The organism is Xanthomonas sp. NCPPB 3583, assembly GCF_041475715.2.
Classification (GTDB): Bacteria; Pseudomonadota; Gammaproteobacteria; order Xanthomonadales; family Xanthomonadaceae; genus Xanthomonas; species Xanthomonas euvesicatoria.
On sequence record NZ_CM191263.1, the window covers coordinates 314,775 to 339,922 of the forward strand.

General features: G+C 66.5%; 25 protein-coding genes and 1 other RNA gene. 10 read left to right on the forward strand and 16 right to left on the reverse strand.

Going from position 1 to position 25,148, the window contains the following annotated elements; translation table 11 throughout:
• The first annotated feature begins 13 nt into the window (after nucleotides 1-13).
• The 4 genes from ACCQ07_RS01365 to ACCQ07_RS01380 all read left to right on the forward strand — a co-directional run bounded on the left by ACCQ07_RS01365 (nucleotide 14) and on the right by ACCQ07_RS01380 (nucleotide 3,250).
• Nucleotides 14-676, forward strand: a complete 663-nt coding sequence (locus ACCQ07_RS01365) for an alpha/beta hydrolase (protein ID WP_014089045.1) — start codon at nucleotides 14-16, stop codon at nucleotides 674-676.
• An 81-nt stretch (nucleotides 677-757) separates the two neighbouring features.
• Entirely contained in the window at nucleotides 758-1,852 is a 1,095-nt protein-coding gene (gene zapE, locus ACCQ07_RS01370; RefSeq protein WP_011345994.1) for a cell division protein ZapE, read from the forward strand.
• A 399-nt stretch (nucleotides 1,853-2,251) separates the two neighbouring features.
• On the forward strand, nucleotides 2,252-2,713 hold the full coding sequence (locus ACCQ07_RS01375; protein WP_005912321.1) for a MarR family winged helix-turn-helix transcriptional regulator: 462 nt from the start codon (nucleotides 2,252-2,254) through the stop codon (nucleotides 2,711-2,713).
• A 108-nt stretch (nucleotides 2,714-2,821) separates the two neighbouring features.
• Complete coding sequence (locus ACCQ07_RS01380) at nucleotides 2,822-3,250, forward strand: organic hydroperoxide resistance protein (RefSeq protein WP_029818309.1); 429 nt, start codon at nucleotides 2,822-2,824, stop codon at nucleotides 3,248-3,250.
• A gap of 234 nt (nucleotides 3,251-3,484) precedes the next feature.
• Here the strand turns inward: ACCQ07_RS01380 and ACCQ07_RS01385 are convergent, their stop codons facing one another.
• Complete coding sequence (locus ACCQ07_RS01385) at nucleotides 3,485-4,288, reverse strand: DUF2884 family protein (RefSeq protein WP_372363704.1); 804 nt, start codon at nucleotides 4,286-4,288, stop codon at nucleotides 3,485-3,487.
• A 219-nt stretch (nucleotides 4,289-4,507) separates the two neighbouring features.
• Between ACCQ07_RS01385 and ACCQ07_RS01390 the strand changes: the two genes are divergently transcribed.
• Entirely contained in the window at nucleotides 4,508-4,924 is a 417-nt protein-coding gene (locus ACCQ07_RS01390) for a hypothetical protein (RefSeq protein ID WP_005928480.1), read from the forward strand.
• A gap of 309 nt (nucleotides 4,925-5,233) precedes the next feature.
• On the opposite strand, the gene xopE is transcribed toward ACCQ07_RS01390, so the two are convergent.
• From xopE to ACCQ07_RS01405, 3 genes are all read right to left on the reverse strand, one after another.
• Complete coding sequence (xopE, locus tag ACCQ07_RS01395; RefSeq protein WP_127166947.1) at nucleotides 5,234-6,436, reverse strand: XopE/AvrPphe family type III secretion system effector; 1,203 nt, start codon at nucleotides 6,434-6,436, stop codon at nucleotides 5,234-5,236.
• A 178-nt stretch (nucleotides 6,437-6,614) separates the two neighbouring features.
• Entirely contained in the window at nucleotides 6,615-7,643 is a 1,029-nt protein-coding gene (gene curA, locus ACCQ07_RS01400) for an NADPH-dependent curcumin/dihydrocurcumin reductase (RefSeq protein WP_122273426.1), read from the reverse strand.
• 133 nt (nucleotides 7,644-7,776) lie between these two features.
• A complete protein-coding gene (locus ACCQ07_RS01405; RefSeq protein ID WP_008572321.1) occupies nucleotides 7,777-8,748 on the reverse strand; it encodes an aldo/keto reductase in 972 nt (323 codons plus the stop codon).
• Nucleotides 8,749-8,981: 233 nt separating this feature from the next.
• Here ACCQ07_RS01405 and ACCQ07_RS01410 point away from each other — a divergent pair, with 233 nt between their 5' ends.
• Nucleotides 8,982-9,836: a class I SAM-dependent methyltransferase gene (locus tag ACCQ07_RS01410; protein WP_011346001.1), complete on the forward strand. Its 855-nt coding sequence runs from the start codon at nucleotides 8,982-8,984 to the stop codon at nucleotides 9,834-9,836.
• Nucleotides 9,837-9,929: 93 nt separating this feature from the next.
• Complete coding sequence (locus ACCQ07_RS01415) at nucleotides 9,930-10,502, forward strand: pseudouridine synthase (protein WP_029818317.1); 573 nt, start codon at nucleotides 9,930-9,932, stop codon at nucleotides 10,500-10,502.
• A gap of 330 nt (nucleotides 10,503-10,832) precedes the next feature.
• On the opposite strand, the gene ACCQ07_RS01420 is transcribed toward ACCQ07_RS01415, so the two are convergent.
• The gene (locus ACCQ07_RS01420) at nucleotides 10,833-11,264 is read right to left on the reverse strand and encodes a hypothetical protein (RefSeq protein ID WP_008572324.1); all 432 of its coding nucleotides are present in this window, start codon (nucleotides 11,262-11,264) and stop codon (nucleotides 10,833-10,835) included.
• Nucleotides 11,265-11,730: 466 nt separating this feature from the next.
• Entirely contained in the window at nucleotides 11,731-14,232 is a 2,502-nt protein-coding gene (hrpB, locus tag ACCQ07_RS01425; RefSeq protein WP_372363705.1) for an ATP-dependent helicase HrpB, read from the reverse strand.
• Between the two features lie 231 nt (nucleotides 14,233-14,463).
• Here hrpB and ACCQ07_RS01430 point away from each other — a divergent pair, with 231 nt between their 5' ends.
• Nucleotides 14,464-14,748 (forward strand): hypothetical protein, encoded by a 285-nt coding sequence (locus ACCQ07_RS01430; RefSeq protein WP_008572328.1) that lies wholly within the window; start codon nucleotides 14,464-14,466, stop codon nucleotides 14,746-14,748.
• A gap of 176 nt (nucleotides 14,749-14,924) precedes the next feature.
• Here ACCQ07_RS01430 and ACCQ07_RS01435 read toward each other — a convergent pair whose 3' ends face one another.
• The 9 genes from ACCQ07_RS01435 to ACCQ07_RS01475 all read right to left on the reverse strand — a co-directional run bounded on the left by ACCQ07_RS01435 (nucleotide 14,925) and on the right by ACCQ07_RS01475 (nucleotide 23,045).
• A complete protein-coding gene (locus ACCQ07_RS01435; RefSeq protein WP_003489391.1) occupies nucleotides 14,925-15,398 on the reverse strand; it encodes a YehS family protein in 474 nt (157 codons plus the stop codon).
• Nucleotides 15,399-15,565: 167 nt separating this feature from the next.
• The gene (gene uraH / locus ACCQ07_RS01440) at nucleotides 15,566-15,925 is read right to left on the reverse strand and encodes a hydroxyisourate hydrolase (RefSeq protein WP_014089054.1); all 360 of its coding nucleotides are present in this window, start codon (nucleotides 15,923-15,925) and stop codon (nucleotides 15,566-15,568) included.
• Nucleotides 15,895-17,316, reverse strand: coding sequence for an FAD-dependent urate hydroxylase HpyO (gene hpyO, locus ACCQ07_RS01445; protein WP_014089055.1), 1,422 nt, complete (start codon nucleotides 17,314-17,316; stop codon nucleotides 15,895-15,897). The genes uraH and hpyO overlap by 31 nt, the downstream gene beginning before the upstream one ends.
• On the reverse strand, nucleotides 17,313-17,804 hold the full coding sequence (gene uraD / locus ACCQ07_RS01450; RefSeq protein WP_029818321.1) for a 2-oxo-4-hydroxy-4-carboxy-5-ureidoimidazoline decarboxylase: 492 nt from the start codon (nucleotides 17,802-17,804) through the stop codon (nucleotides 17,313-17,315). The genes hpyO and uraD overlap by 4 nt, the downstream gene beginning before the upstream one ends.
• Entirely contained in the window at nucleotides 17,801-18,196 is a 396-nt protein-coding gene (hpxZ, locus tag ACCQ07_RS01455; protein WP_014089057.1) for an oxalurate catabolism protein HpxZ, read from the reverse strand. Before hpxZ ends, uraD begins: the two co-directional genes overlap by 4 nt.
• Nucleotides 18,193-19,083 carry an allantoinase PuuE gene (gene puuE, locus ACCQ07_RS01460; RefSeq protein WP_127166960.1) on the reverse strand — a complete coding sequence of 297 codons (891 nt, stop codon included), beginning with the start codon at nucleotides 19,081-19,083 and terminating at the stop codon, nucleotides 18,193-18,195. The genes hpxZ and puuE overlap by 4 nt, the downstream gene beginning before the upstream one ends.
• A complete protein-coding gene (locus ACCQ07_RS01465) occupies nucleotides 19,080-20,336 on the reverse strand; it encodes a pyridoxal-phosphate-dependent aminotransferase family protein (protein ID WP_136733376.1) in 1,257 nt (418 codons plus the stop codon). Before ACCQ07_RS01465 ends, puuE begins: the two co-directional genes overlap by 4 nt.
• Entirely contained in the window at nucleotides 20,326-21,612 is a 1,287-nt protein-coding gene (locus tag ACCQ07_RS01470) for an allantoate amidohydrolase (protein WP_503255321.1), read from the reverse strand. The genes ACCQ07_RS01465 and ACCQ07_RS01470 overlap by 11 nt, the downstream gene beginning before the upstream one ends.
• A gap of 500 nt (nucleotides 21,613-22,112) precedes the next feature.
• Entirely contained in the window at nucleotides 22,113-23,045 is a 933-nt protein-coding gene (locus tag ACCQ07_RS01475) for a LysR family transcriptional regulator (RefSeq protein ID WP_008572345.1), read from the reverse strand.
• Nucleotides 23,046-23,411: 366 nt separating this feature from the next.
• On the opposite strand from ACCQ07_RS01475, the gene ACCQ07_RS01480 reads away from it, so the two are divergent.
• The gene (locus ACCQ07_RS01480) at nucleotides 23,412-24,299 is read left to right on the forward strand and encodes an alpha/beta fold hydrolase (RefSeq protein WP_372363706.1); all 888 of its coding nucleotides are present in this window, start codon (nucleotides 23,412-23,414) and stop codon (nucleotides 24,297-24,299) included.
• Between the two features lie 240 nt (nucleotides 24,300-24,539).
• Nucleotides 24,540-24,616, forward strand: a non-coding RNA gene (locus tag ACCQ07_RS01485) — sX9 sRNA.
• A gap of 4 nt (nucleotides 24,617-24,620) precedes the next feature.
• Here the strand turns inward: ACCQ07_RS01485 and gvpU are convergent.
• Nucleotides 24,621-25,079: a gas vesicle accessory protein GvpU gene (gene gvpU / locus ACCQ07_RS01490; RefSeq protein WP_008572349.1), complete on the reverse strand. Its 459-nt coding sequence runs from the start codon at nucleotides 25,077-25,079 to the stop codon at nucleotides 24,621-24,623.
• Nucleotides 25,080-25,148: the final 69 nt, after the last annotated feature.

Here is a 25,148-nt window from a genome sequence, read left to right on the forward strand (position 1 = left end):
CTATTATGCAGGCATGTCCAATCCCTCATTCCCCACCGAATCGGCTGCGTTGACCTTGGACGGGCCGGTCGGCCCGCTGGATGTCGCGGTCGATCTGCCCGAGCCGGATGTTGCCGCACACGCGGTCACCGCCATCTTCTGTCATCCGCTCTCCACCGAGGGCGGCAGCATGCACAACAAGGTCGTCACCATGGCCGCGCGCGCGCTGCGCGAGCTGGGCATCACCGTGGTGCGCTTCAATTTCCGCAGCGTCGGCAATTCGGCCGGCGCGTTCGACCATGGCGATGGCGAGCAGGACGACCTGCGTGCGGTTGCCGAGTGGGTGCGTGCGCAGCGGCCAGGCCACACGTTGTGGTTGGGCGGTTTCAGCTTCGGCGCGTATGTCTCGTTGCGCGCCGCCGGCTCGCTCGAACCGCAGGTGCTGATCTCGATCGCGCCGCCGGCCGGGCGCTGGGATTTCAGCGACATCCAGCCGCCGGCGCAATGGTTGGTGATCCAGGGCGATGCCGACGAGATCGTCGACCCGCAGGCGGTCTACGACTGGTTGGAAACGCTGGAGCAGCAACCCGAGCTGGTGCGCATGCCCGACACCAGCCATTTCTTCCACCGCAAATTGATCGACCTGCGCGGTGCGATCCAGCATGGTGTCCGGCGCTGGTTGCCGGCCGCAGCCTGACCGCGGCACGGCCCACGCGTATCGCCAGGCGATGCGCTGTTGAGCGGTCCGCGCAACAGCCGGCGGCCCGCGGAGAATGCAATGAGTGAGATGACCCCGTCGCAGCGCTACGCCGCCGGCGTACAACGCGGCGACTGGCGCGCCGACCCTGCGCAGCAGGCGGCCTTGGCCGAGCTGGACCGCATCCACGAGGCGCTGGTGGACAGCGCGCAAGATGGTTGGCTGGACCGGCTGTCGGCGTTCTGGAAAAAGCCCGAGCCGGTACGCGGCTTGTACTTCTGGGGCGGTGTCGGGCGCGGCAAGACCTTTCTGGTCGATCTGTTCTACGACGGCCTGCCGATCAAGCAGAAATACCGCACCCACTTCCACCGCTTCATGCGCGGCGTGCACGAGCAGTTGCGCGAGCACGCCGGGCAAAGCGATCCGCTGGCACGCATCGCCCAGCAGTGGCGCGAGAACCTGCGCGTGCTGGTGCTGGACGAATTCTTCGTTACCGATATCGGCGATGCGATGCTGCTGGCACGTTTGCTCGAACGCCTGTTCGCCGAAGGCGTGACGCTGGTGACCACGTCCAACACCGCGCCGGAAAACCTCTATGCCAACGGCTTGCAGCGCGACAGTTTCATGCCGGCGATCGGGTTGCTGCAGAAGTTCTGCGTGGAGCTCTACGCCGAAGGCACCGAGGATTACCGCATGCGCGCGCTGACGCGTTCGCCGGTGTATCGCGCGCCGTTGGATGCGCAGGCCGACGATTGGCTTGCGCAGCGGTGGGCCGAGTTGAGCGGCAACGCCGAGGCGCGTGCCGGCAATATCGAAATCGAGGCGCGCAAGATTCCGGTGCGCGCACGCGGCAAGAGCATCGCCTGGTTCGATTTTGCTGCGCTGTGCGAAGGCCCGCGCGGACCCAGCGACTACATCGAGATTGCGCGCGAGTTCACCACCGTGTTGCTGGGCGGTATTCCGCACTTCGACCGCATGAACGAAGACGCCGCGCGCCGCTTCGTCAACCTGATCGACGAGCTGTACGACCGCCATGTCAATCTGGTCTGCACCGCGCAGGACGCACCGCCGGCCCTATACAGCGGCCAGCGCCTGGCTGGTGCGTTCGAGCGCACCGCTTCGCGCCTGATCGAAATGCAGAGCGCGGAGTATCTGGCAACGGCGCATCGCGCGTGAGCCGGTCATCGGATAGGCGATGACCTGTGCGATTGCCACTGCCGTGCATGTGCGGTGGTCGCACTGCACTGCCGGCAGCGTGACCGCTCAACAGCGGTTGACGACGATAGTCGGGTTGTTGCTGGTACGTCCTTCAATTCCTTCGTGGAGCCGATGAGGCGCCCCAGGTGATGCCGTGCGCATCCGGCGATCGTGATACGTGCCGCCGCCATGTCACGCGCGGCTGTGGCATCCCTGCCACAGCGCCTGATCCTGCAGCGCTACTGCGAAGGCCCCAGCTCCCAGCCAGCGTCCGAAGTTCTGGTCGCAATGGCCGATGGTCCCTCACGGAGCCAAGCCGCAGAGGACACCCCGATAAATCGCTTGCAATTAGATCGCGCACTATGTAAATTGCGCCCCATGGACACCGCCACGGCCACCACTGCCCGCACCGATGCGCTGCTGCAGCTCGACAACCAGCTGTGCTTTGCGTTGTATTCGGCCAACCTGGCGATGCACAAGCTCTACCGCGGCTTGCTGAAGGCGCTGGACCTGACCTACCCGCAGTACCTGGTCATGCTGGTGCTGTGGGAGACCGACGAACGCAGCGTGTCGGAGATCGGCGAGCGCCTGTACCTGGATTCGGCCACGCTGACGCCGTTGCTCAAGCGCCTGCAGGCGGCCGGGTTGGTGACCCGCACGCGTGCGGCCAACGACGAGCGCCAGGTCATCATCGCGTTGACCGAGACCGGCCGTGCGTTGCGCAGCAAGGCGGGCGCGGTACCGGAGCAGGTGTTTTGTGCGTCGGCCTGTTCGTTGGACGAACTGCGTCAACTCAAGCAGGAACTGGAGAAGCTACGCTCCAGCCTTGGCGCCGGGTGAGCTTCCGGCATGTGCACTGTTTTGCAACGCGTCGTACACGATTCAATCGTCAACTATTGAACCTATTGAACCCTCATGCGCCCCTCGCGCTCACCCTGGAGAACCACCATGGCCTCACCTGAAAAAGTCCTCTACACCGCCCACGCCACTGCCACCGGCGGCCGCGAAGGCCGTGCCGTGTCCTCGGACAAGGCGCTGGACGCCAAGCTGTCCACCCCGCGCGAGCTCGGCGGCGCCGGCGGCGACGGTACCAATCCGGAGCAGCTGTTCGCAGCCGGTTACGCTGCCTGTTTCATCGGTGCGATGAAGGCCGTGGCCGCACAGGACAAGCTCAAGCTGCCGGGCGAAGTGAGCATCGACAGCAGCGTGGGCATCGGCCAGATCCCGGGCGGCTTCGGCATCGTCGTGGAACTGCGTATCGCCGTGCCGGGCATGGACAAGGCCGAACTGCAGGCGCTGGTCGACAAGGCGCACCAGGTTTGCCCGTACTCCAACGCAACCCGCGGCAATATCGACGTCACCCTGACCCTGGCGTAATGCAGGCCAGGCCGTGATGCGCAGTGCGTGTCACGGTTTCAACGACGGCCCGGCGCATGCGTCGGGCCGTTGTGCGTTGGGGCTTGAAAAGATTGCAGGTTCGCGCACGCGTTGCCCGGCGATGACGCGCCAGCGGGCACTTCGGCGTCGCCTGTCATGGCATGCGCCGCGCGGCGTACGCACCGTGACGCACGGCAAGCGCATCGAGCAGACGCGCGCAAGGCGATACGCTGCTTAGCGCCTCGCCGTAGCCGCCGCGCCAGTGGAGGCCACGACATCCGCCGGCTGCGGGTGCGCGTTGAGCTCCAGCATCTGCAGGCGCTCGCCGTTGAAGCGGTACTCTAGCGCTTGCTGCACGGCGTAGAGCGCTTGCGCCCGCACGCACAGGGTGCGGGCCTGCGCTTGGAGCGCGTCGCTGCGGCCCTGCATCTGCCGCTGCATCTGAGCATCCAATTGCTCGCCGCGGCGCTCCAACTGCGCAGCGCGTCCGCTCATCACCGTCCACATCATGCTGCGGGTGAGGCTGCCGGCCAGCGCTTCGGCCGCATGTTCGACCTTGGCCTCGAAGCGCTCGTCGAATACGGCTTGCTCCCACCGCCCACGTCCGAGGGTGTCCGCCACCTGCGCCCGTGCTGCCGTGCGCAATTGCTCCACCTTGCGCTGCTGGCGCGCGCTGCCGGACAGCACGTGCACCACGCCATTGAGCGCATCGAACGTGATGTCGACCACCGACTGGGCAACCGACGCCACCGCCGGCATCAACGTGCGCGTGCCTTGCTCCAGCTCGCGCAGGCGTTGCGCGTCGGCGGCGCTGACCGGCTGTGGTTGGCGGTCCACGTTGAGCTCGCCACCGTGGAAAAAGATCTCGCGCGGCAGGCCCTGTTTGCGGCGCAGCCAGATACCGCCGGTATCTGCGAGCACGTCGTAGGAGGTGCTGACCGTGCATTGCTGCGAGGACAGCCGCGGCGCTGCGGTCTGGGCCTGTGCGGCGCAGGCCACCAGCAGCCACAACGGTGCGAAGAACACGGTGCTGCGCATGCGGTGGCCTTGGGAATCGGGCCTTCAGCATTGCGCACGGTGCAGGGCGCCGCCATGGGAAGGAAGTCAGGGTGCCGCCGGTGCGCGTCGACAGGCGGTTGCAGCGAAGCGTGAACCCGGTCGAGCATCGGCGCACTGACGGCATTCAAACGACGCGCTCACTTGATTCTCACGGCTGATGGTGTGAATTATGTTGCACAGCAGCATCGGAGCCACGCAATGCTCGACCCACGCATCGAAAAGGTAGACCTGGCGCTTACCGAGATTGCCCAGGACCCGTCGGAAAAGGTGGCGCTGTGGCAATGGGCATGCCGCGAGATGCTGCACGAGACGCTGATCGGCATGCACCAGCTTTCGCATCTGGCCGGCATCGCCCGGCAGGTGGCCAACGACTGGCGCGAGCCGGTGGATGTCATCGCACCTGCAAAGCCTTATCTGGCCGCGTCGGCGCTTGCCGACCGCCGTCTGCCGCAGGTGCTCGACGGCCTGGGCAGCACGCACGACGACAACGACCGCGCCACCCTGTGGCGATTGCGTTACGCGAGCCTGATCGCCTCGACCCTGCAAGGCATGCAGGCGCTTGCCGAAAAGCACCGCATCGACCGCCAGGCGATGGCGATCGGGCCGTTGAACTAGCGGCGATCGGGCCGCACCTCGCGGTTATGTGTCTTGCACGTGGCTAGCAGCTGACGCTTGCGCGTCCGTTCAAAGGCGCATCTCACCCGGCAGCATTACCGGATCATCTTCAACCCGAGGTTTCTGCACGGGCCGCGCATCACGACACGGTCTTGCGCGCAGGCTGCTGGTGCCGCGCAGCTGAATTCCACCGTCTACCAACAACGTATTGCGCAGCAAAGGTGTTCGGCAGGCCGCCACCAGCCCATCAGGCCGATGACGGGGTACCGCTAAACGATCAGGCAGCTGTTGGCCTGATCGAAGGGGCGTTCATCTCGCCACCGTGACAGGCGGGCGCCACCCGCGTCGATACCAGAAAGCCTGCCTTGCATTGGTTCGGGCATTGGTGACAAAACGCTTCAGCCGTGTGTGAGAAGTTGGCGCCCAACTCAAGGGCGGGCGACCCAAGGCATCCAGGCGCGCTGCATCTTTCAGGATCGCTGTCGTCGTGCGCGGCGAGATGGGCTGTGCGTCATCCAGTCCGTAGGCTTGCCGCGCCGCATCGGCGGCCAGCGCCTTACGCGTCCGCGGCGATAACTCTTGCAGCCTCTGGCGCGTACTTTGGACCAGGTCGGGGGCGATGACCGGAGTTGAGGCATAGATCTTGCGAGGTACGGGCGGGGTGCGAACGACGCTCTCCACGCCGCGCAGATGTGCATGGAACTCGGTTTGCGGATCCTCGATTTCGGCTTGCAATGCGCGGGTCCTGGCCAGCGCATCGATTGCACCCGGCTTGTCGAAGCGCTCAATCGGATAGGTGGATGTGCGGTGGTATGTTCCGGCCCAGCGCGAATCCCTGAGTAGAACCGCCGGACCATCGGACCACGAGTCGAGAACGACGGCCGAGTCTTGGGCCTCTGCCGAGCCTGGAGGCTGGTACAGCGCGTACATGTGGGCGCACGCTTGGTCACAGACGTTGGTTATCTGCCCGCCACCCTCCATGCGGGCCGCATGCCGGCGTGTGTTGATCGCTGCGTTTTGGTCACAATTGCCTGCGCTGACAGCCAGCGCGCAACCTGCCATCAAATTGATGTCATGTTTCCCGGGCCAGTAAGACAGGAAACTGTAAGACAGGTAACTACAGGTGGAGCTGCGCCCATTGCTGAGCCGAAAATCGCTCTCGATATTGCCTCGTCCATGATGCAAGGCCAGCCGTGTCTCGTGCACCGTTGCCGTAGCGTCGGCTAGGCGTTGACGGTCGCGAACGTCTTCAATGGGCCTGCCGCTGAGGCGCATTCCGAGTTGGTAGGCGGCCTGCTGGACTTCGTGCGGCTGCAGGGTCGGTTTCCCGGAGCGCCTCCGCCTCGCACGGGCAGCGCCGAGTCTCGCCAAGCCCTGCAGGCTAGGCGGCACCGATGGCTCGGGTAAAGGCGTGGGGGCGGTGACCTGCTCTGAGGCAGGGCTTTCGGGATGCTCAGGTGACGCTGCCACGCTCGACCCAGACATCGCCGGCTTTGAAATGCATAGTCCCATGTCGCTCTCCGATCATGAACCCCGCACCCAGTGTGGCAAGGTGCTCGGCGAACGTTGCTGGTTCGCCGAAGTCGTGTGTGGGATCACGAATGATTGGCGCTGGCGCCGCCGCGCATTGGGTCGCTTGGGAATGGAAAATCGCAAGCGCGAAGGGTGTAGAGAGGCACGACGAATACCGTTAGTCCAGAGCGACCACGGCCTTGCCGAAGTTCTTGCCGCGCAACACGTCGATCAGGCCCTGCGGGGCGCTGTCCAGGCCGTGCAGCACGTGCTCGCGGTACTGAATTTTGTCTTCGCGCAGCCACTGGCCCATTTCGCGCAGGAAGGCAGGCATCAGGCGGATGAAATCGTGCTGGATGAAGCCGCGCACCGTCAGGCGTTTGCGCAGCACCTGGCCCATGAAGTCGGGCAGGCGATCCGGGCCGGGGTGGGCTTGCCCGCGGCTGTTGTAGGTCGCGATCACGCCGCAGACCGGGATGCGTGCAAAGTCGTTGAGCTGCGGCAGCACCGCATCGAACACCTTGCCGCCAACGTTTTCGAAATAGATGTCGATGCCGTCCGGCGTTGCGGCGCGCAACTGCTCTGCAAAGTCGTCGGCGCGGTGGTCCAGCGCCACCTCCACCTGCAGCGTGTCACGCAGGTAACGTACTTTTTCTTCGCCACCGGCGATGGCGACCACGCGCAGGCCCTGCAGGCGTGCCAGCTGCGCCACCGTGGCGCCGACGGGGCCGCTGGCGGCAGCGACCACCAGCGTTTCGCCGGGCTGTGGCTTGCCGATTTCATGCAGGCCCGCATACGCGGTAAACCCGGGCATGCCATAGACGCCGAGCGCGGTGCTCAGTGGCAGGCTGTCGTCCTTGGGCAGCTTGCGCAGGGGTGTCGTGGGGGTCAACAGGCTATGCGTCTGCCAGCCGCCGGGCAGCACCAGCAGATCGCCAGGCTGATAGTCGGCGTGATTGGACGCAATGACTTCGCCGACGGTGCCGCCTTCCATCACGGCATCGATGGCCACTGGCGCGGCGTAAGAGGGACCTTCGTCCATGCGGCCACGCATATACGGGTCCAGCGACAGGAAGCGATTGCGGACCAGAATCTGGTCGTGCCCGGTCGGTGCGACGGCGACCTCTTCGATGCGGAAATTGTCGGCGCTGGGTTCTCCGTGCGGGCGCGATGCCAGCACGATGCGGCGGTTGATGATGGACGTCATGGGAATGGCTCGTAGGCAGTCCGCGCGTGCGCGGTCGGATGAGCACAGCCGCTGTGCGGCTGCGCGGGAGAGTGCTGTCACAGGCGCAGCAGGGTGCATGGTCGGCACACAACGCGACATGCCCCCTGATGCACTAGCGCGTTGCCGATGACTCCGGCGCGCTGGCGCTGTCCAGTTGCGCGATCTGATCGGCACTGAGCGCCACGCGTGCGGCTGCAAGCACATCGTGCAACTGGGTCACGCTGGTGGCGCTGACGATCGGCGCGGTCAGGCCGGGGCGTGCGATCAGCCAGGCCAGCGCAATCTGCGCAGGCGTTGCATTGTGCGTCACGGCCAGATCGTCCAGCGCCTGCAGGATGCGCAGGCCACGCGGGTTGACGTACTGCTTGACCACCGATGCACCGCGTGCGCTGCTCTTGCCGGCGTCGTCGGCGCTGCGATATTTGCCGGTGAGAAAGCCGCTGGCCAGCGAGTAATAGCTGATCACGCCCAGCTCGCGTTCGCGCACGAGGGGCTCCAGCTCGGCTTCGTAACCGGCGCGGTCGTACAGGTTGTATTCCGGCTGCAGGCTTTCGTAGCGCGGCAGCTTGTACTGCTCGGAAATATCCAGCGCATCGCGCAGGCGCGCAGCACTGTAGTTGGACGCGCCGATCGCACGCACCTTGCCTTGCTCAATCAGTCGGCCGAATGCCGCCAGCGTTGCTTCCAGCGGAATCGATTCGTCGTCTTCGTGCGCCTGGTACAGATCGATCACATCGGTCTGCAGACGCGTCAGCGAATCTTCCACCGCTGCTGCGATGTTGTCCGGCGACAGGCCGGGATGCTCGCTCCACTTGGCGACCTTGGTGGCGATCAGCACCTTGTCGCGCTTGCCGCTGCGCGCAAGCCAGCGCCCGATGATGGTTTCCGATTCGCCGCCGCGATTGCCCGGCACCCAGCCGGAGTAAGCATCGGCCGTATCGATGAGATTGAAGCCGGCATCCACGAATGCATCGAGCAAGGCAAACGAGGTCGCCTCGTCCGCGCTCCAGCCGAACACATTGCCGCCGAAGACGATCGGTTGAACCTGCAGGCCGGAGCGGCCGAGTGCGCGGGGTTGGGTCATCGTGGATGCTCCTGATTCGAACTGGCAACAGGATAGTCACGCACACCGATGTTGCGTGTGACATCTGCGTGGATTCAGCGTTCCGCCGATCGTCCTCAGCAGCTCACAGGATCTGAACATGTCGGCGACGGGGGACGCGGCAACAGGCCTTGTGCGAATGCACGACGGGCACATGGCAGGCCCGGGAGCGCATGCTAGGCTCGCGCTACTTTTTCCCGGATGAGGGTGCTGCGATGATCGGCAACAAGCTGGCCTGTGCATGTGTGATGGGTGTGGTGGTGGCGATGAGCGCGCCGCTGGCGATGGCGGTGAAGCCTGCCGATAGCGCGAGCTTGCCCGCGCCCGACGCCGCATTGCAGGCGGCCATCAACGGCAACTGGCGCGACCGCGTGTACGTGCAGCGCGATCAGTATCGCCATCCCGGTCAGACGTTGGCGTTCTTCGGCATCAAGCCGACCCAGACCGTCATCGAAATTACTCCCGGCGGCGGCTGGTATTCGGAAATCCTGGCGCCGTACCTGCGCGAAAAGGGCAAGTACGTGGCCGCAGTGGTCGACCCGGCGTCGGCACCGGAAGGCCGCAGCCGCGATTACGCGCAGCGTGCGCGCGACGAACTGGAGAAGAAGTTCCATGCCAAGCCGGAGGTGTATGGCAAGCCCTCGCTCGTGTCGTATGTGCCCAAGTCGCCGTCCTTTGGCGTGGACAACTCCGCCGACCTGGTGCTGACCTTCCGCAACGTGCACAACTGGCGCATGGCCGGCACTGCCGAGGCGATGTTCGCCGGCTTCTACAAGGTGCTCAAGCCCGGCGGCGTGCTTGGCGTGGTCGAACATCGCGCCAAGGCCGATGTGCCGGCCGACGACAAGAGCGGCTACGTTGGCCAGGCACAGGTGATTGCAATGGCCGAAGCCGCCGGTTTCACCCTGGTTGGCAAGAGCGAGGTCAACGCCAACCCGCGCGACACCAAGGATTACCCGGGCGGTGTGTGGACGCTGCCGCCTAGCAACAGCCATGACAAGGCCGACGATGCCAAGTACCAGGCCATCGGCGAGAGCGACCGCATGACCTTGAAGTTCGTCAAGCGCTGACGCCCGGCTGCATGCCGGCGCGTTGCGCGTGTCGGCATGCAGATGTTTGACGTCATTAGGGCATGTGCAGCGCGTCGCGCAACAGGATTGGCAATGTTGGTGTTGTTGAACAAACCCTACGGTGTGCTCTCGCAATTCAGCGACCGCTCGCAGCCGCCCAAGCGCACGCTGGCCGAATTCGGCTTGCCGCCCGATGTGTATGCCGCAGGCCGTCTGGACCACGACAGCGAAGGCTTGCTGTTGCTGACCGATGACGGTGCATTGGCGCATCGGCTGACCGACCCGCGCCACAAACAGCCCAAGACGTACTGGGTCCAGGTGGAGGGCGCGCCGCAGCCCGAACAACTGCAGGCGTTGCGCGACGGGGTGGTGCTCAACGATGGACCCACCCGGCCGGCACAGGTGCGCATGCTCGACCAGGCACCGCAGCTGTGGCCGCGCGATCCTCCGGTGCGCGTGCGCAAGACCGTGCCCGATGCCTGGCTGGAGCTGCAGATCACCGAAGGCCGCAACCGTCAGGTGCGGCGCATGACCGCGGCGGTGGGCTTGCCGACCTTGCGCCTGGTGCGCGTGGCCATCGGCGATTGGCGGCTGGACGCGCTTGCACCTGGGCAGTGGCGCGCTGAAGACACCGCCAGCGCGCGCCCGAGCCGAAGCCGGCGCTGAGGTGTGGCGTCTGTGACGGGCGCGGTACGCGTGGCAGGGCGGCAAGGCGTTTAGCCGCTGACAGGACGTTCGCATCGCCAGCGGGCGCAACGACCGGAGCGTGTGAGCGGGCAGATCCTGTTCTTGTCTCCCGCTTCGCCTGAGCCACGCATGGCCGACCGTTATTCGATGGGTTCGATGGTCGTCCCATCATATGACGCAGACGGCACGCAGCGTGGGCCCCTCAATCGCTGACATCGGTGCATTGCGCTGCACGCAGACATGCATGCCACAAACGAAAAACGCCACGGCTTGGTGCCGTGGCGTTTTTGCATGACTTCGCGCGATGGCTTATTCGATGCCGTCGCTCGGGGTCACTGCACCGCGGCGCTGGTAGGCCGCACGGCGTGCGTTGGCATTGCTGGCATGTTCGCGATCCAGACGATGCACATTGCCGCCGAGCACCTGCTGGTCACGCTGACGCTTGCGGTACACCGCATAGCCGATCAGGCCCAGGCCTGCGACCGCGGCGGCAACCGTCACGGCCGGGTTGCGCTTGACCAGTTTGCTGGCGGCCTTGCCGCCGGTGCGCACTGCGCCGAGTGCGGCGCCGGTCTTGAGCCATTCGCTTGCGCTCGGTCCGAAATGACGCAGGCTGCTGCCGGCGTGGCGTGCCTGGTCGCCCGCATTGGACGCGGCATGACGCAGCTGGTCGCCCGCAGTGCCGGCCAGTTCCAGGGCACGCTCCAGGGCGCGTTCGGTGATCACAGTCAGCTTGCTCATCGGAGGCGTTTCCTTTCTGAGTACGTGATCTGCAGTCTGTGCGCTGATGCGTATAGGCGGCGTTAGCGGGACCGGGTGCCGTTTGGCTTACGGTTAGGTAGTGCGCCGCGGTGGATTCCGAGTGCCCGTCTGTTTCACCGCCGCCGCGGGTCCGTGCGTTTCAGGTGCCGCGTGGTTTTGCTCTGTGGGTAGCTGCGGCTGTCCGCGCCGCAGGAGACTTCGAGCGCCCGTCTGTTTCACCGCCGCCGCGGGTCCGTGCGTTTCAGGTGCCGCGTGGTTTTGCTCTGTGGGTAGCTGCGGCTGTCCGCGCCGCAGGAGACTTCGAGCGCCCGTCTGTTTCACCGCCGCCGCGGGTCCGTGCGTTTCAGGTGCCGCGTGGTTTTGCTCTGTGGGTTGCTGCAGCTGTCCGCGCCGCAGGAGATTGCGAGCGCCTGTCTGTTTCACCGCCGCCGCGGGTCCGTGCGTTTCAGGTGCCGCGTGGTTTTGCTCTGTGGGTTGCGGCAGCTGTCCAGGGATCGTCCGGCCACGGATGCCTGGGATACCGCCCCTTCATCTCTTTTTTAACGTCCGGATACGTATTCGCCCAGAAACTCTTCAAGTCCTGGGTCACCTGCAACGGCCGCCCGCCGGGCGAGAGCAGGTGCAAGGTCAACGGGATGCGGCCGTCGGCGATGCGTGGGGTTTCGGCCAGGCCGAACAGTTCCTGCAGTTTGACCGCCAGCACCGGCGGTAGCGGTTGGCCGGCGGGGTCGAGGGCATAGCTGATGGGGCGCTCCATGCCGGAAGGCACGCTGATGCGGGTGGGCGCATGGCGGTCGATCCACTGGCGGCGCTCCCAGGGCAGCGCGCTCTTCAGTGCTTCGCCCAGGCTGGCCTCATCCAGCGCGTCCAGGCGGGTCTTGCCGGCGAAGGCCGGGCGTAGCCAGGTGTCCAGCGTCTCCAGCAGTGCGGCATCGGAGAGATCGGGCAGCGCCAGCTCTGGCATCCATCTCTGCAGCGACTGCACGCGGGCGCGCCACTGCTGCAGGCTTTCTGTCCACGGCAGGGCGTCCAGGCCGAGTTGACGCACTGCGTCGGTGAGCGCGGCTGCGGCGTGTGCCGGGTCGACGCGGCCGGCCGGGCGGCTGTCGAGCACGATGCGGTCGAAGCTGGATTGGCGGCGGGCGACCAGGGCCCGTTTGTCCGCGTCCCACTGCACCACGTCCTGCTGCACGAAGCGCTCGGGCAGGCTGCGACGCAGGTAGGCTTCATCCACCGGCGCGGCGCGCAGCAACAGCGCATCCTTGGCTTCATAGCGCAGTTCGCTGGCCACCAGCCACGGTTCGCCGCGCAGATCGCTATGGTCGAACAGGCGCGCGCTGCGGCCGTTGGCGAGCAGGTAGCGCAGCGGGTCGGCCGGATGGCGTGCGGCGATGCGATCGGGAAATGCGTGCGACAGCAGGTCGCCGAGCGCGTGCGCCTCCACGCTGGATGGCGGGGCGCTGTCGCAGCGCAGCCGGCGCCGCCATTGTTTGGCAGCGCTGTCGATGGCAGCCAGGCCGCCACGATCGGCGTCGGCCGCGCTTCGGCCCTGACGAAATGCCGCCAGCGCCCGCCAACGCGCGGCCAGCCCATCGCCACCCTGGCGCAGTGGGTCGCGCGCTTCCAGCAGCGCGGCCAGGTCGCAGGCCAGCGCCACACGCGGCGCATCGCCGGCCTGCGCCAGCATCGCCGCCAGGCGTGGATGCGTGCCCAGCGCGAGCATGCGCCGGCCGAGCGTGGTGATGCCGCCGCTTGCGGTGAGCGCGCCCAGCCGCTGCAGCAGCTCGTGCGCGGCGGCCAGTGCGCCACTGGGCGGCGCATCGACAAAGCGCAGTGCGCTGCTGCCCCAGGCGGCCAGTTCCAGCGCCAGGCCGGCCAGTTCCACCTGGGTGATCTCGGCACGGCGCTGCGGTTCCAGCCGTTGCGACTGCGGCCACAGCCGGTAGGCCCAGCCGCTGGCGACACGTCCGGCGCGGCCGGCGCGCTGGTCGGCCGAAGCCTGCGCAATGGCGGTCACGTCCAGCCGCGAAAACCCGCTGTTGGGGTCGTAATGCGGCTCGCGCGCCAGCCCGCTGTCGATCACCACGCGCACGCCGGGCAAGGTGACCGAAGATTCGGCCACGTTGGTGGCCAGCACCACGCGGCGGCGGCCTTGCGGGTCGGGCTGCAGTACCTGGCTTTGCGCCTCCACCGACAGCTCGCCGTGCAGCGGCAGCACCTGCACCGCCGGATCCAGCGCCTCCTGCAGTGCGCGATGCACCCGCGCGATCTCGCGCTGGCCGGGCAAAAACACCAGCACGTCGCCGGGATGCGTGGACAACGCGTGCTCCACCGCGCGCCGCGTCTGCGGCTCCAGCGCTTCGTCGCGGCGCGCCGGAAAGTGCGCAATCTCCACCGGGAAACTGCGCCCGGCACTGCTCAGCCGCGGCGCTTCCAGAAAGCCGGCCAGGCGTTCGCCATCCAGCGTGGCCGACATCGCCACGATGCGCAGGTCATCGCGCACCTGCGCCTGCACATCCAGCGCCAGCGCCAGACCCAGGTCGCCGGCCAGATGGCGTTCGTGGAATTCGTCGAACAGCAGCGCGCCGACGCTTTCCAGCATGGGGTCGTCCTGGATCAGCCGGGTCAGGATGCCTTCGGTGACGACTTCGATGCGGGTGCGCGCGGAGGTCTTGTTCTCGAAGCGGATGCGGTACCCCACCGTTTCGCCGACCGGCTCGCCGAGCTGGCGCGCCATGAACTGCGCCGCGCTGCGGGCCGCCACGCGGCGCGGCTCGAGCATCACGATCCTGCGGCCGGCCAGCCACGGCGCGTCCAGCAACGCCAGCGGCACCTGGGTGGTCTTGCCGGCGCCGGGCGGGGCTTCCAGCACCAGCCGCGGATGCGCAGCGAGACTGTCGCGGATCTGCGGCAACAACGGGGAGATCGGAAAAGCAGGGTCGGTCATGCGCGGGAAGGATACGTTTCTGCTGCATAGAGTGCGACAGAGACCTGTGCGCGACTGCCGGCAGCCCGCTGCGTTCCGGCTCACCACAATACAGCGCACGAAACGCTCCACGCTGCAGCGAAACATCGGGTGCGAGAGACGTAATCGCAGCGCTAAATCGGAAATCCCCGTATCCCACTTGGTCAAGGTCTTTCCACAATCGGCAGGCCACTCCGCCAATCCAGAGACGCTATGAACGACTACGGTTCTTATCGCTACCTGCCTGCCGATGGTTGGTACGCTACCTATCCCCAAGTGACCGATACCGACCAGGTGCGCGTCTTCCAACGTGTGGCGCTATGGCGGGTTGCCCCGCACGGTACCATCGTGGGTCTGATCTCCTCGCCCGACGGCGACCAGGAGGACATCGAGTCGCAGCTTCTCAGTGCCCCGCGCGGACAAGGCGTCCACTACATCCACATGGATGATATGACCGAACAAGAACGCGAGCAGATCCGCAACAGACGTTTCAGCTGATCGCACCTGCTGCGTTTTGGGCGCCGTCACGCGTGATCTGACGACGACGGTACGGATGGCGCATGGCCATTCGTACCGTGGTGGCGATTTAGAGCGTGCGTGCGGTTCTCATGCTCTTGCGCCGACAAAGGGCATCCGCTGGACAAGCGCCAGCGGCCAAGCGCGTGCGCTGAAGATCATCCCGCTTCGCGCATCCGGGCGGTCAGGCCCTTGAGGAAGGCGCGCAGCAGCTGGTCGCCGCAGGGGCGGAAATTCTTGTGGCCGGGTTGGCGAAACAGTGCGGAGAGTTCCGGCTTGGACAGCGGGAAACCGGCGCTGGCGAAGATGGCGTGCATGTCGACGTCCTTCAATTCGAAGGCCACGCGCAGCTTCTTCAACACCAGGTTGTTGCCGACGCGGGTTTCCAGCGGGCGTGGCGGCTGGCTCTCGTCGCGGCCGCGGAAGCGCAGCACCAGGCCGTCGAGAAAACGCGCCAGCATCGCATCGGTGCAGGGCTCAAAGCCCGGCTCGTCTTCCTTCTTCAGCCAGGCCTGTACCTGCGGCTTGTCGAGCGCGAACTCGGGGTCGGCCAGGTGGGTGATGTCCACCACCTTGTCGTCGCTGAGGTCGAGCATGTAGCGGATGCTGCGCAGTACATCGTTGTGGATCATGACCGTTCCGGTGCCCCGGCCTGTCGCCGGAAAGCGGCCATTCTACGGGGCTTGAGTGAAACCGGTCTGACACTGTGCGCAGGCGGTCATGCGCACCGGCGGCGATGGAAGCGCAGACCGTCGTGCAGACGGGCCCGAACTGCCTGCACCGCGGCACGACGCAGCGCTCAGCTGCCGCGATAGGTGGAGTACCCGTACGGGGACAGCAGCAGCGGGACATGGTAGTGGCCGTCGTCGGCGATGCCGAAGGCGATCGGGATGCAGTCCAGGAACGGTGGATCGGCCAGCGCCATGCCGGTTGCCTGCCAATAGCGGGCGAGGTCGAATTCCAGCCGGTAGCGGCCGGGTTGCAGCGCGAGCGCGGCCAGGTCCGGGCAGCGGCCGTCGGGATTGGTCACGCCCTCGAAGTGCAGCGTCTCGCCGGCGAACAGCCGCAGCGGCACGCCCGCGGCGGGGCGGCCGCTGGCGGTGTCCAGCACGTGCGTGGACAGCGTGCTCATGCCACCGCCTGGGTGGGCTGCGGCCATTGGCCGACGAATTCGGGTTGGTCGTAGGCCAAGTACTGGTCGACGACGGCCTGGCGGTCGTCCAGGAACAACTGGTCGGCCACTGCGCGGGCCAGCCGCGGCAGTGCTACCTTCAGCCCGGACAGCGCGGCGGCCGATGGGCCGTGATTGATCAGCGCCGAATAGTTGAAGGCGAACAGCCCATGCAGCAGCGCGGCATCGTCAGGCGTGCGTGGCAGCAGTTCGAAACCGGGGCCCAGATAGGGGTGTGCGTCCAGCACCGGATTGGCCTGGCCCGGCGGTGGCCGATAGCGGTCGCCCCAGCAGGCGATGCGCCCGGACAGCGCAGCCAGTTCCGGACGCAGCTGCGGATCGGTGACCAGGCCGGTGGCGATGGCAAGGAAATCAAAGCGGTGTTCGCGCTGCGGCGTGCGCACGACGATCTCGTCATCGCGTTCGGCCACGTCCAGCCACGGCGCGCCAAGATGCAGCGCGAAGCCGGCATGCGCACAGGCGCGCTGGAAGGTGTCGTTGGTGGGCGGTTGGTTGTGCGCGAAGAAGCTGGCCATCATCCGATACTTGTCTGCATCCGGCAGCGCCAGAAAACGCGGAATGATGCCGGCCTGTTCCATGTGCCGGAACGGATTGATGCGCGGCAATTCGCTACGCCGCACGAACACCTCGGCACTGGCGAGGCCCTGTTCGAGCGCAAAGCAGGCATTGTCGAAGGCCGAGGCGCCGCCGCCCAGAATGCCCACACGCTTGCCGGCCAGTGCGGCGAAATCGATCTGGCCGGACGTGTGCGCGTAGCGGTGCGCGGGCAGGGCGCGGCTGATCCACTCGGGCACCACCCACTGGCCCCCGCCCTGGATGCCGGTGGCCAGAATCAGTTTGCGCGTGAGCAGGGGGGCGCCCATCGCCAGATGCAGGCGATGGATACCCGGTGCGAAGTCCGGCTCCACGCGGACCAGGCGGGTGGCGTTGCGCACGGGCAAGCGCAGCGTTGTGCGATACCAGCGCAGATAATCCATCCAGCGCGCGCGCGGAATCTTGTCCAGCGCATCCCATGCGGCGCTGCCGTACTGCGCCTCCCACCACGCGCGGAAGGTGAGCGATGGCACGCCCAGATCGATCGAGGTGATGTGCTTGGGCGTGCGCAAGGTCTGCATGCGCGCGTAGGTCACCCACGGACCTTCCTGGCCAGCCGGGTTTTCGTCGATCACCAGCAGGTTGTGCACACGCTCGCGTTGCAGCGCGAACGCCGCCCCCAGGCCGCTCTGCCCGGCGCCGACGATGATGACGTCGTAGACGTGCCCGCTCGGATGCACGCGCGGTTGCACCCAGGCATCGCCGCCGTGGGCCAGGCATTGCAGGTCGTGGGCGAGGGTACGTTCGAGGTGGGCCAGGCTCATGGCAGTGCCTCCAGGCGCAGGTGAACGATCTTGCCGATTTCGGCGATGGCGGTGGCGATCTCTGCGTTGCGCGCGGCCTCCAGCCGCTGCGCCAGCGCGGCCAGAATGCCGGCCTTGTCGTGCAGCCGCACGCAGATCACGAACGGAAATCCGAAACGGTGGCGATAGGCCTGATTGAGCGCGTGGAAGCGCTTGAATTCGTCCTCGCTGAGCCGGTCCAGCCCGGCCGAAGCCTGCTCCGCGGCCGATGCTTCGGTGAGCGTGCGGTCGATCGCGGCCTTGCCGGCCAGCTCGGGGTGGGCGCGGATCAGTGCGACCTGATCTTGCGGCGATGCGTCGTAGACGACCTGCATCAGGCCGCGGTGCACATCGGCTAACGGCCGCCGCCGCAGCGCACGCTCGACCACCCACGGCGAGTGCTCGAACAGGTCGCGGTAGCGCGCCAGGAAGGCGGCATCGTCCAGCGCGGGGTCGTCGACCACGCTCATGCGTGCGTGCCTTGCAACGAGACATGCGCGGCCACCACTTTCCAGCCGTCGGCAAAGCGTACCCAGCTCTGGCTTTGCCGCCCGCGTGCACTGCTGCCCTCGCGAATGAACTCTGCGTGGGTGGTGGCAAAGTCATGCCCGAAGCCGTGTACCTGCACATGTGCGAGCTGGCGTTGCGGCGAACCACCGCGGCCGCTGCGAAATGCGCGGATCGCATCGATGCCGTACAACACTTCGCCCACGCCATAGCGCACCGTGCTTGGCGCTGCATGAAACAGCGCATCCATCGCCGCGATGTCGTCGCGCATCAGCGCGGTTTCGTAGGCATGGAAGGCGGCCGTCACTTGCGCGATCACCTCGGGCAGATCGATCCGGGAGGCGGCAATGCTCATGCCGGGTGCACCTGCAGCCAATGGCGCGCAATATCGATGCGGCGCGCAATCCAGGCATCGCCGCTGGCCAGTACATGATCGACAAAGCGCGCCAGCGCCGCCGCGCGTGCCGGCTTGCCCACGATGCGCCCGTGCAGGCCGATCGAAAGCATGCGCCCGCCTTCGCTGCGCAATTGTTCGAAGCTGTCGCGCAGATAGCGGAAGAACGGCTCGCCATCGGCAAAGCCGTTATAGGCGACGAATTTCATATCGTTGGCATCCAGCGTGTACGGCACGATCAACTGCGCACGGCCGTGGCGGTGGTCGTAGTACGGCACATCGTCGGCGTAGCTGTCGGCGTCGTAGACGAAGCCGCCTTCCTCGGCAATCAGGCGGGCGGTGTTGGGGCTGGTGCGCCCCTGATACCAACCCAGCGGGCGGCTGCCGGTGACGCGCGTATGCACGGCGATGGCCTGCGCGATATGCGCGCGTTCGGTGGCCTCGTCCACGTGTTGATAATCGATCCAGCGCAGACCGTGACTGGCGATTTCCCACTGGGCCGCCTGCATCGCGGCCACCGCATCCGGATTGGATGCCAAGGCCTGCGCCACCCCGAACACCGTCACGGGCACGTTGCGTGCAGTGAACAAGCGATGCAGCCGCCAGAAGCCGGCGCGGCTGCCGTATTCGTACAGGCTTTCCATAGCCATGGCGCGTGCGCCGGGGTGCGCGTGTGCACCGACCATTTCGGACAGGAACGCTTCGGACCCGGCATCGCCATTGAGCACGCAGTTTTCCGCGCCTTCTTCGTAATTGATCACGAACTGCACTGCGATGCGCGCGCCGCCCGGCCATTGCGCCGCGGGCGGCGTTGCGCCATAGCCGACCAGGTCGCGCGCAGCGTTCATGCCTGCGCTTCCGCGTGCCAGGCGGCCAGTGCCGCTTCCACCGCCAGGCCGTGCGTGCAGGCATCACCTTCGGCGCGCAGTACCGCTTCCAGTGCGGCCAGGGTGATCAGCACCTTGTGCTTCATCGCGTTGTAGCCCATCGCGCCGATGCGCCAGATCTTGCCCTGCAGCGGCCCGAACGCGGTGCCGATCTCGATCTCGAAATCCTCACGCATGCGGCGGCGCACCGCCTCGCCGTCGATGCCGGGCGGAATCACCACGCCGGTGACGTTGGTCATGCGATGCGCATCGTCGCCGAACACTTCCAGCCCCAACGCGCGGATACCTGCACTGACCGCGCGCCCGGCCGCCGCGTGGCGCGCGAAGCGTGCATCCAGGCCTTCCTGCAGGGCCACGCGTGCGCATTCGCGGGCGCCGTACAGCATGGTGGTGGCTTCGGTGTGGTGATTGAGGCGCTTGTCCGACCAGTAATCCATGATCATCGCCAGGTCGAAATAGTTCGAGGCGATGCGCGGGCCGCTGCCGTTGGCGATGTCGGCGCGCACGATGCCGCGTTCGACATGGCGACGCGCGAAGATGGCCTCGGCCGCGCGCTCGGACACGGTGATCGGCGCCGAGCCGGACGGCCCGCCCAGGCATTTCTGCAAACCGCCGGTAACCACGTCCACCTCCCAGCGGTCGCTGGCGACGGGCATGCCGCCGATGGTGGCGGTGGCGTCCACATAACTCAGCGCGCCAGCTGCGCGGCACAACGCACCGACGCCATCGAGCGGCTGGGCCATGGTGGTGGAGGTGTCGCCGTGCACGGTGGCCACCAGCCTGGGCGCCACGCGCTCGATCGCCTCGGCAATCGCGCTCAGCGGCAGTACCTTGCCCCACGGCGCATCCACCGTGTGCACATCGGCGCCGAGACGGCCCAGGATTTCGGTGAGCAGCAACCCGAAGCGGCCGAAGTTGAGCACCAGCACGCGCTCGCCAGGGCTGACCAGCGACACCAGCGCCGCTTCGATGCCGGCGCGCGCGGTGCCATCGACCAGGAACGTCCAGCGATTCTCGGTGCCGAACAATGGCCGGTACAGCGCCATCACCTCGTTCATGTAGGCGGTCATTTCCGGATCGAACTGCCCCAGCAGATCGGCGGCCATCGCACGCAGCACGCGCGGATGCGCATTGACCGGGCCCGGGCCCATCAACAGGCGCTGCGGGGGATCGAGTTCGCCAAAGGTGTGCAGCTGACGCAGATCAGGTGACAAGGGGTTCTCCCAGGTGTTCGATGAAATGGCGCATGACCGCCAGTGCAATCTCGGCATCGGCCGGATCGACATGCTCGTCCGGATGATGGCTGATCCCGCCGGCGCAGCGCACGAACAGCATCGCAGTCGGGCACAGCGCCGCCATCACCATGGCATCGTGGCCCGCACCGGAGACCAGCTGGCGCGGTGCGATGCCTTGCGCGGCAACCGCATGTTCCAGCCGCGTGATCAGTGCCGGCGCGCAGGGGCTGGCAGCCAGTGTCTGCAGCGGCTCGATGGCGATGGCGATGCCGCGGTGGATGGCGATCTGCGCCAGTGCCTGTTCGATCTGATGCACGGCGGCATCGCGGCTCGCGTCGCTGCCGGCGCGCACGTCCAGCGTGCAGTCCACACGCCCCGGCACCACATTGGTGGCGCCGTGTGCCACCTGCAGCGTGCCGACGGTGGCAACCAGATCGCTGCTGCCTACGCGCGCGATGCGCTCGATGGCCAGCAGCGCTTCGGCGGCGGCGCTCAACGCGTCGCGGCGCAGTGACATGCTGGTGGTGCCGGCATGCCCGGCGCGGCCCTCGAAGCGCAGCGCGAAGCGCCGCTGCGCGGCGATGGCGCTGACGATGCCGAGCGGCAATCCTTCGGCTTCCAGTACCGGGCCTTGTTCGATATGCGTTTCCAGATACGCCAGCACGCTGCCCGGGGCGCGGGCGGCGTGCTGCACGTGGGCGATGTCCAGGTTCCACGCGGCCAGGGCGCTGGCCACCGTGACGCCGGCGGCGTCGGTGACCGCCAGTGTGGCGGGGTCGAGCGTGCCGGCCACCGCGCGGCTACAGAACATGGACGCGGGAAAGCGCGAGCCTTCCTCGTCGCCGAAGGCGATGACCTCGATGGCGAACGGTAGTCTGCGCCCCTGTGCATGCAGCGCAGCGACGCATTCGATCCCGAGCAGGATGCCGAGCGGGCCGTCGTAGCGCCCGGCATCGCGCACGCTGTCCAGGTGGCTGCCGATCAGCAGCGCCGGCGTGTCTGGCCGCGTGCCGGCGTACCGGCCCACCAATGTGCCGAGGGGATCGATGCGCACCTGCATGCCGGCCGCCTTCATCCAGGTGCTCACCTGTTCCACCGTGGCGCGGTGGGCAGGACCAAGCCAGCCGCGGAATAGCCCGGTATCGCTATCGCTGTAGGGCGCAACGCCCAGCGCGTCGCAGCGTGCCACCGCACGCGCACCGCCAGGAGCGGTGAGGTCGGCGGTCGCTTGGCGGGACGGCAGGGCAGCGGGCATCGACAGGACCAACGGGGCTCGCGGAGCCTTCAACAGCGGTCCAGGAGCAGGCGGGAGAGGTGACGCTTGGACTATAGGGAGGCAGTCCTGTCGCCATCAAAGAGTTTTTTCGCGGGCTTGTGCTGCAAAAAATGCAACGCGGTACAGGCGCCCCGCTGGCCTGGTGCTGCCGCGGCAGGCATGCCCTTGCGACGACCTCATCCAGCGAATGCGTGCGCGTGCCAGCGGCACCTCGGCCACGGTCTTGCCCGCACCGGTTGGCGGCAACGCCGCGAATGCACCGCAACGCCGTGGGCGCTGCGTCACGCGCAGCCCATGCGCCACACGCCGCGCGAAGGAAAACCTCGGAACGTGCCCATGGGGCGGGGCGGCTGTTAATACGGTTCGGGAGGATCGCACCGCAACTGCGTCAGCTGATCGACTGCATGGCGTTGTTGCGGTCAGGCGCGCCTTCGCGCGCGTGCGGCAGCCAACGGCATGGCGGGGCTGCCTGGCGCCGCTCAACCGCCGTCCGCACATCCAAGGTCGTGCCGTAACGCAGCCACGCACTCGTCCACGAAGGTGCGCACCTTCGACGAGCCGCGGCGGCCTTCGACATGGACCACGTGCACCGGTTCGGGCGCGATTTCGAAGGCATCCAGCACGCTGACCAGCGTTCCGTTTTGCAGGTGTTGGCGGACCTGGTAGGACGGCACTTGCGTGAGGCCCCACCCATCCACTGCGGCAACGATGGCGGCGTTGAATGCGCTGACGCTCAGGCGCGAGGCAACGTCCACCTCATGCGCACGGCCATCCAGACGAAACGCCCACTTGGGTGCGCGTTCGGCCGCGGAAGTGGAAATCGTTGCATGCTGCGGCAGCCTGTCCGGGTGCTGCGGTATGCCGTGTTCTGCAAGATAGCCGGGCGAGGCACAGACCATGCGACGGACGCTGCCGACCGGGATGGCAGTCAGCGACGAATCGGGCAACGTGCCGATCCGGATCGCCACATCGATGCCTTCCTCCAGCAGCGGCACGACGCGGTCCACCAGCAGTGTCCGTGCGCGCATCGCCGGGTAACGGCTGAGGAAGTGCGCTACGACAGGTGTGACATGCAGTGCACCGAACATCTGCGGGGCAGTCACGGTGAGCAAGCCGCTGGGGAGCGTATGCAGCCCAGCGGCGCGGCTTTCGACATCCTCCAGCTCGGCCAACAGGCGCCGGCAGTCGCTTGCATACTGCTGGCCTGCCGCGGTGAACCGCATGGTGCGTGTGCTGCGCACCACCAGCAGCACGCCCAGCCGCGCTTCCAGCTGCGCGATGGTGCGCGTGACTGTGGCGGTGGAAATGCCGAGATGGCGTGCGACACCCGCAAAGCTGGTGTGCTCGGCCAGCGCGGCAAACAGCGTCATTTCCTGGATGCGGTCCACCTGCGCCTCGACTTCGACAATCACCTTCGACCGGGCACGCAGCCTAGCAGCCCGATGTGAGCAACCCCTGGATGCCGCATGCGCCATGCAGCGCATGCAAACGCAACAGTGGCCGCGGCATTGCGTGCGATGCAATGCTCAATTGAATCCCAGGGTGGTTCTCGTGCTGGACCGGCGCACCTAGCATGGCCGCCTTTCCACACGCTTTGCCGCACCAGCATGCACGCCGACCCACGCATCAATTCCCACCGGCAACATGCGCCGGCGTTATACGGGCGCCGCTCCATCCTGCGCCTGGGGTGGATTGGCACCGCACTGGCCCTGGGGGCCGGCAGATTGCGTGCAGCCGACACTTCCGGCGCATACACCCCACCACTTGACGGAGGCAGCATGTCCCACGACTCCACCCAGCGCATCAGGTATCGCACCCAGCAGGTTGGCGATGTCCAGGTGTTCTATCGCGAGGCAGGGCGCAAGGACGCACCGGTCCTGTTGCTGTTGCATGGGTTTCCCAGTGCCAGCCACATGTTCCGCGACCTGATGCCGCTGCTGGCAAGCCAATACCGTCTGATCGCCCCGGATCTCCCCGGCTTCGGCATGACCAAGGCACCGCCGCGTGGGCAGTTCGATTACACCTTCGAGGCGCTCTACAAGGTGATCGAAGGCTTTACCGACGCCTTGGAGCTGACGCGTTATGGCCTGTACCTGTTCGACTACGGTGCACCGGTCGGCTTCCGCCTTGCGGCCGCGCATCCGGAACGGGTGAGCGCCATCATCAGCCAGAACGGCAATGCCTACCTGGAGGGCTTCAGCGACCAATGGGACGCCTGGCAAGCCTACTGGCGTGAGCCAAGCGCCGCCAATCGCGAGGCCTGCCGTGCATCGTTGTCGCCGCAGACCATTCGTGAGTGGCAGTACGGTACCGGTGTCGCGCCCGGGGCACTGTCGCCGGACGGCTACATGCTGGATATCGCCTACATGGCGCGCCCGGGCGCCGAAGAGATCCAGCTCGACCTGATCCTGGATTACCGCAGCAACGTGGCAGCGTACCCGGCATTCCAAGCGTATTTTCGTACCCATCAGCCGCCATTGCTGGCCGTGTGGGGCAAGCACGACCCAGCCTTTATCCCGGCCGGCGCACAGGCCTACCGCAAGGATCTGCCAAAGGCCGAAGTGCACCTGCTGGACACGGGGCACTTTGCACTGGAGACGCATGCGGTGGAGATTGCGCACTCCATCAGTGAGTTCTTGTCGCGTACGCTCGCGCCGTCTGTATGACGCGTGGCCGTGTTGATGCCACTGCATCGCCAACGTGCGCTGAGGTCCAACGGCGCTGCCTGACACAGGATCGCCAAATGCTGCCGTTCTGGAGCGGCCTTGCACTGCTTCGAGATGTGGTTGGTAGTCCAGTGTGAGATGGCGCGCACTCACACTGGAGCAGACGGTACGGGGCTTGGAGCACCTAACAAAAACGACTGCGCAGCCGCCAGGCGGGCGCGGCCGGTGCCCGGAACCGGCATGTACCGCGCGTACACTGCGGTTCTGAGCGCGCCGTCCGCGCCCGCCTGACGGCGGCGCGCGACGTGTTGTTGGCCGCGCTCAGTCTGCCGACAGCGACCCAAGGGTGAAGCCGGAAACCGCATTGACCTTGCCACGCCACAACACGCCACGGTTGCTTGGCAGCGGCTGGCCGCCCGGTGAGAAGCAACGCGCATCGATCAGGTGGATGAACTGCGGCGGCGTGCTGCTCTGCTGCGCATCGTCTTCGGAATCGTAGATGCTGGCGTGGCTGGCAAACGCGCGACGGATATCTTCTTTTTCATCGGCCGCGCCGGGGTAGGCCGCAGAGAACTCCTGCGCAAATGCCTCGAAATACCGCTTGCCGCTGACCAACTGGCCGGAAATGACGATGCCTTCGACAAACAGCGTGACGCCGAACTGCACGTCGGAGGTGTTGGCAATGCCGACCAGCTTCTGCAGATACCAATCCACGCTCTGGCCATCGAACGCCAGCTTGACGTCTTCCAGCGACGGTTGATGTTGATCTTGGTCTGTCATGTTGCTCTCCTTGAGTGGATTGGACGACGCGTTAGCCGCAACGCAGATGTGGATGGCGCGCCGTTGGCG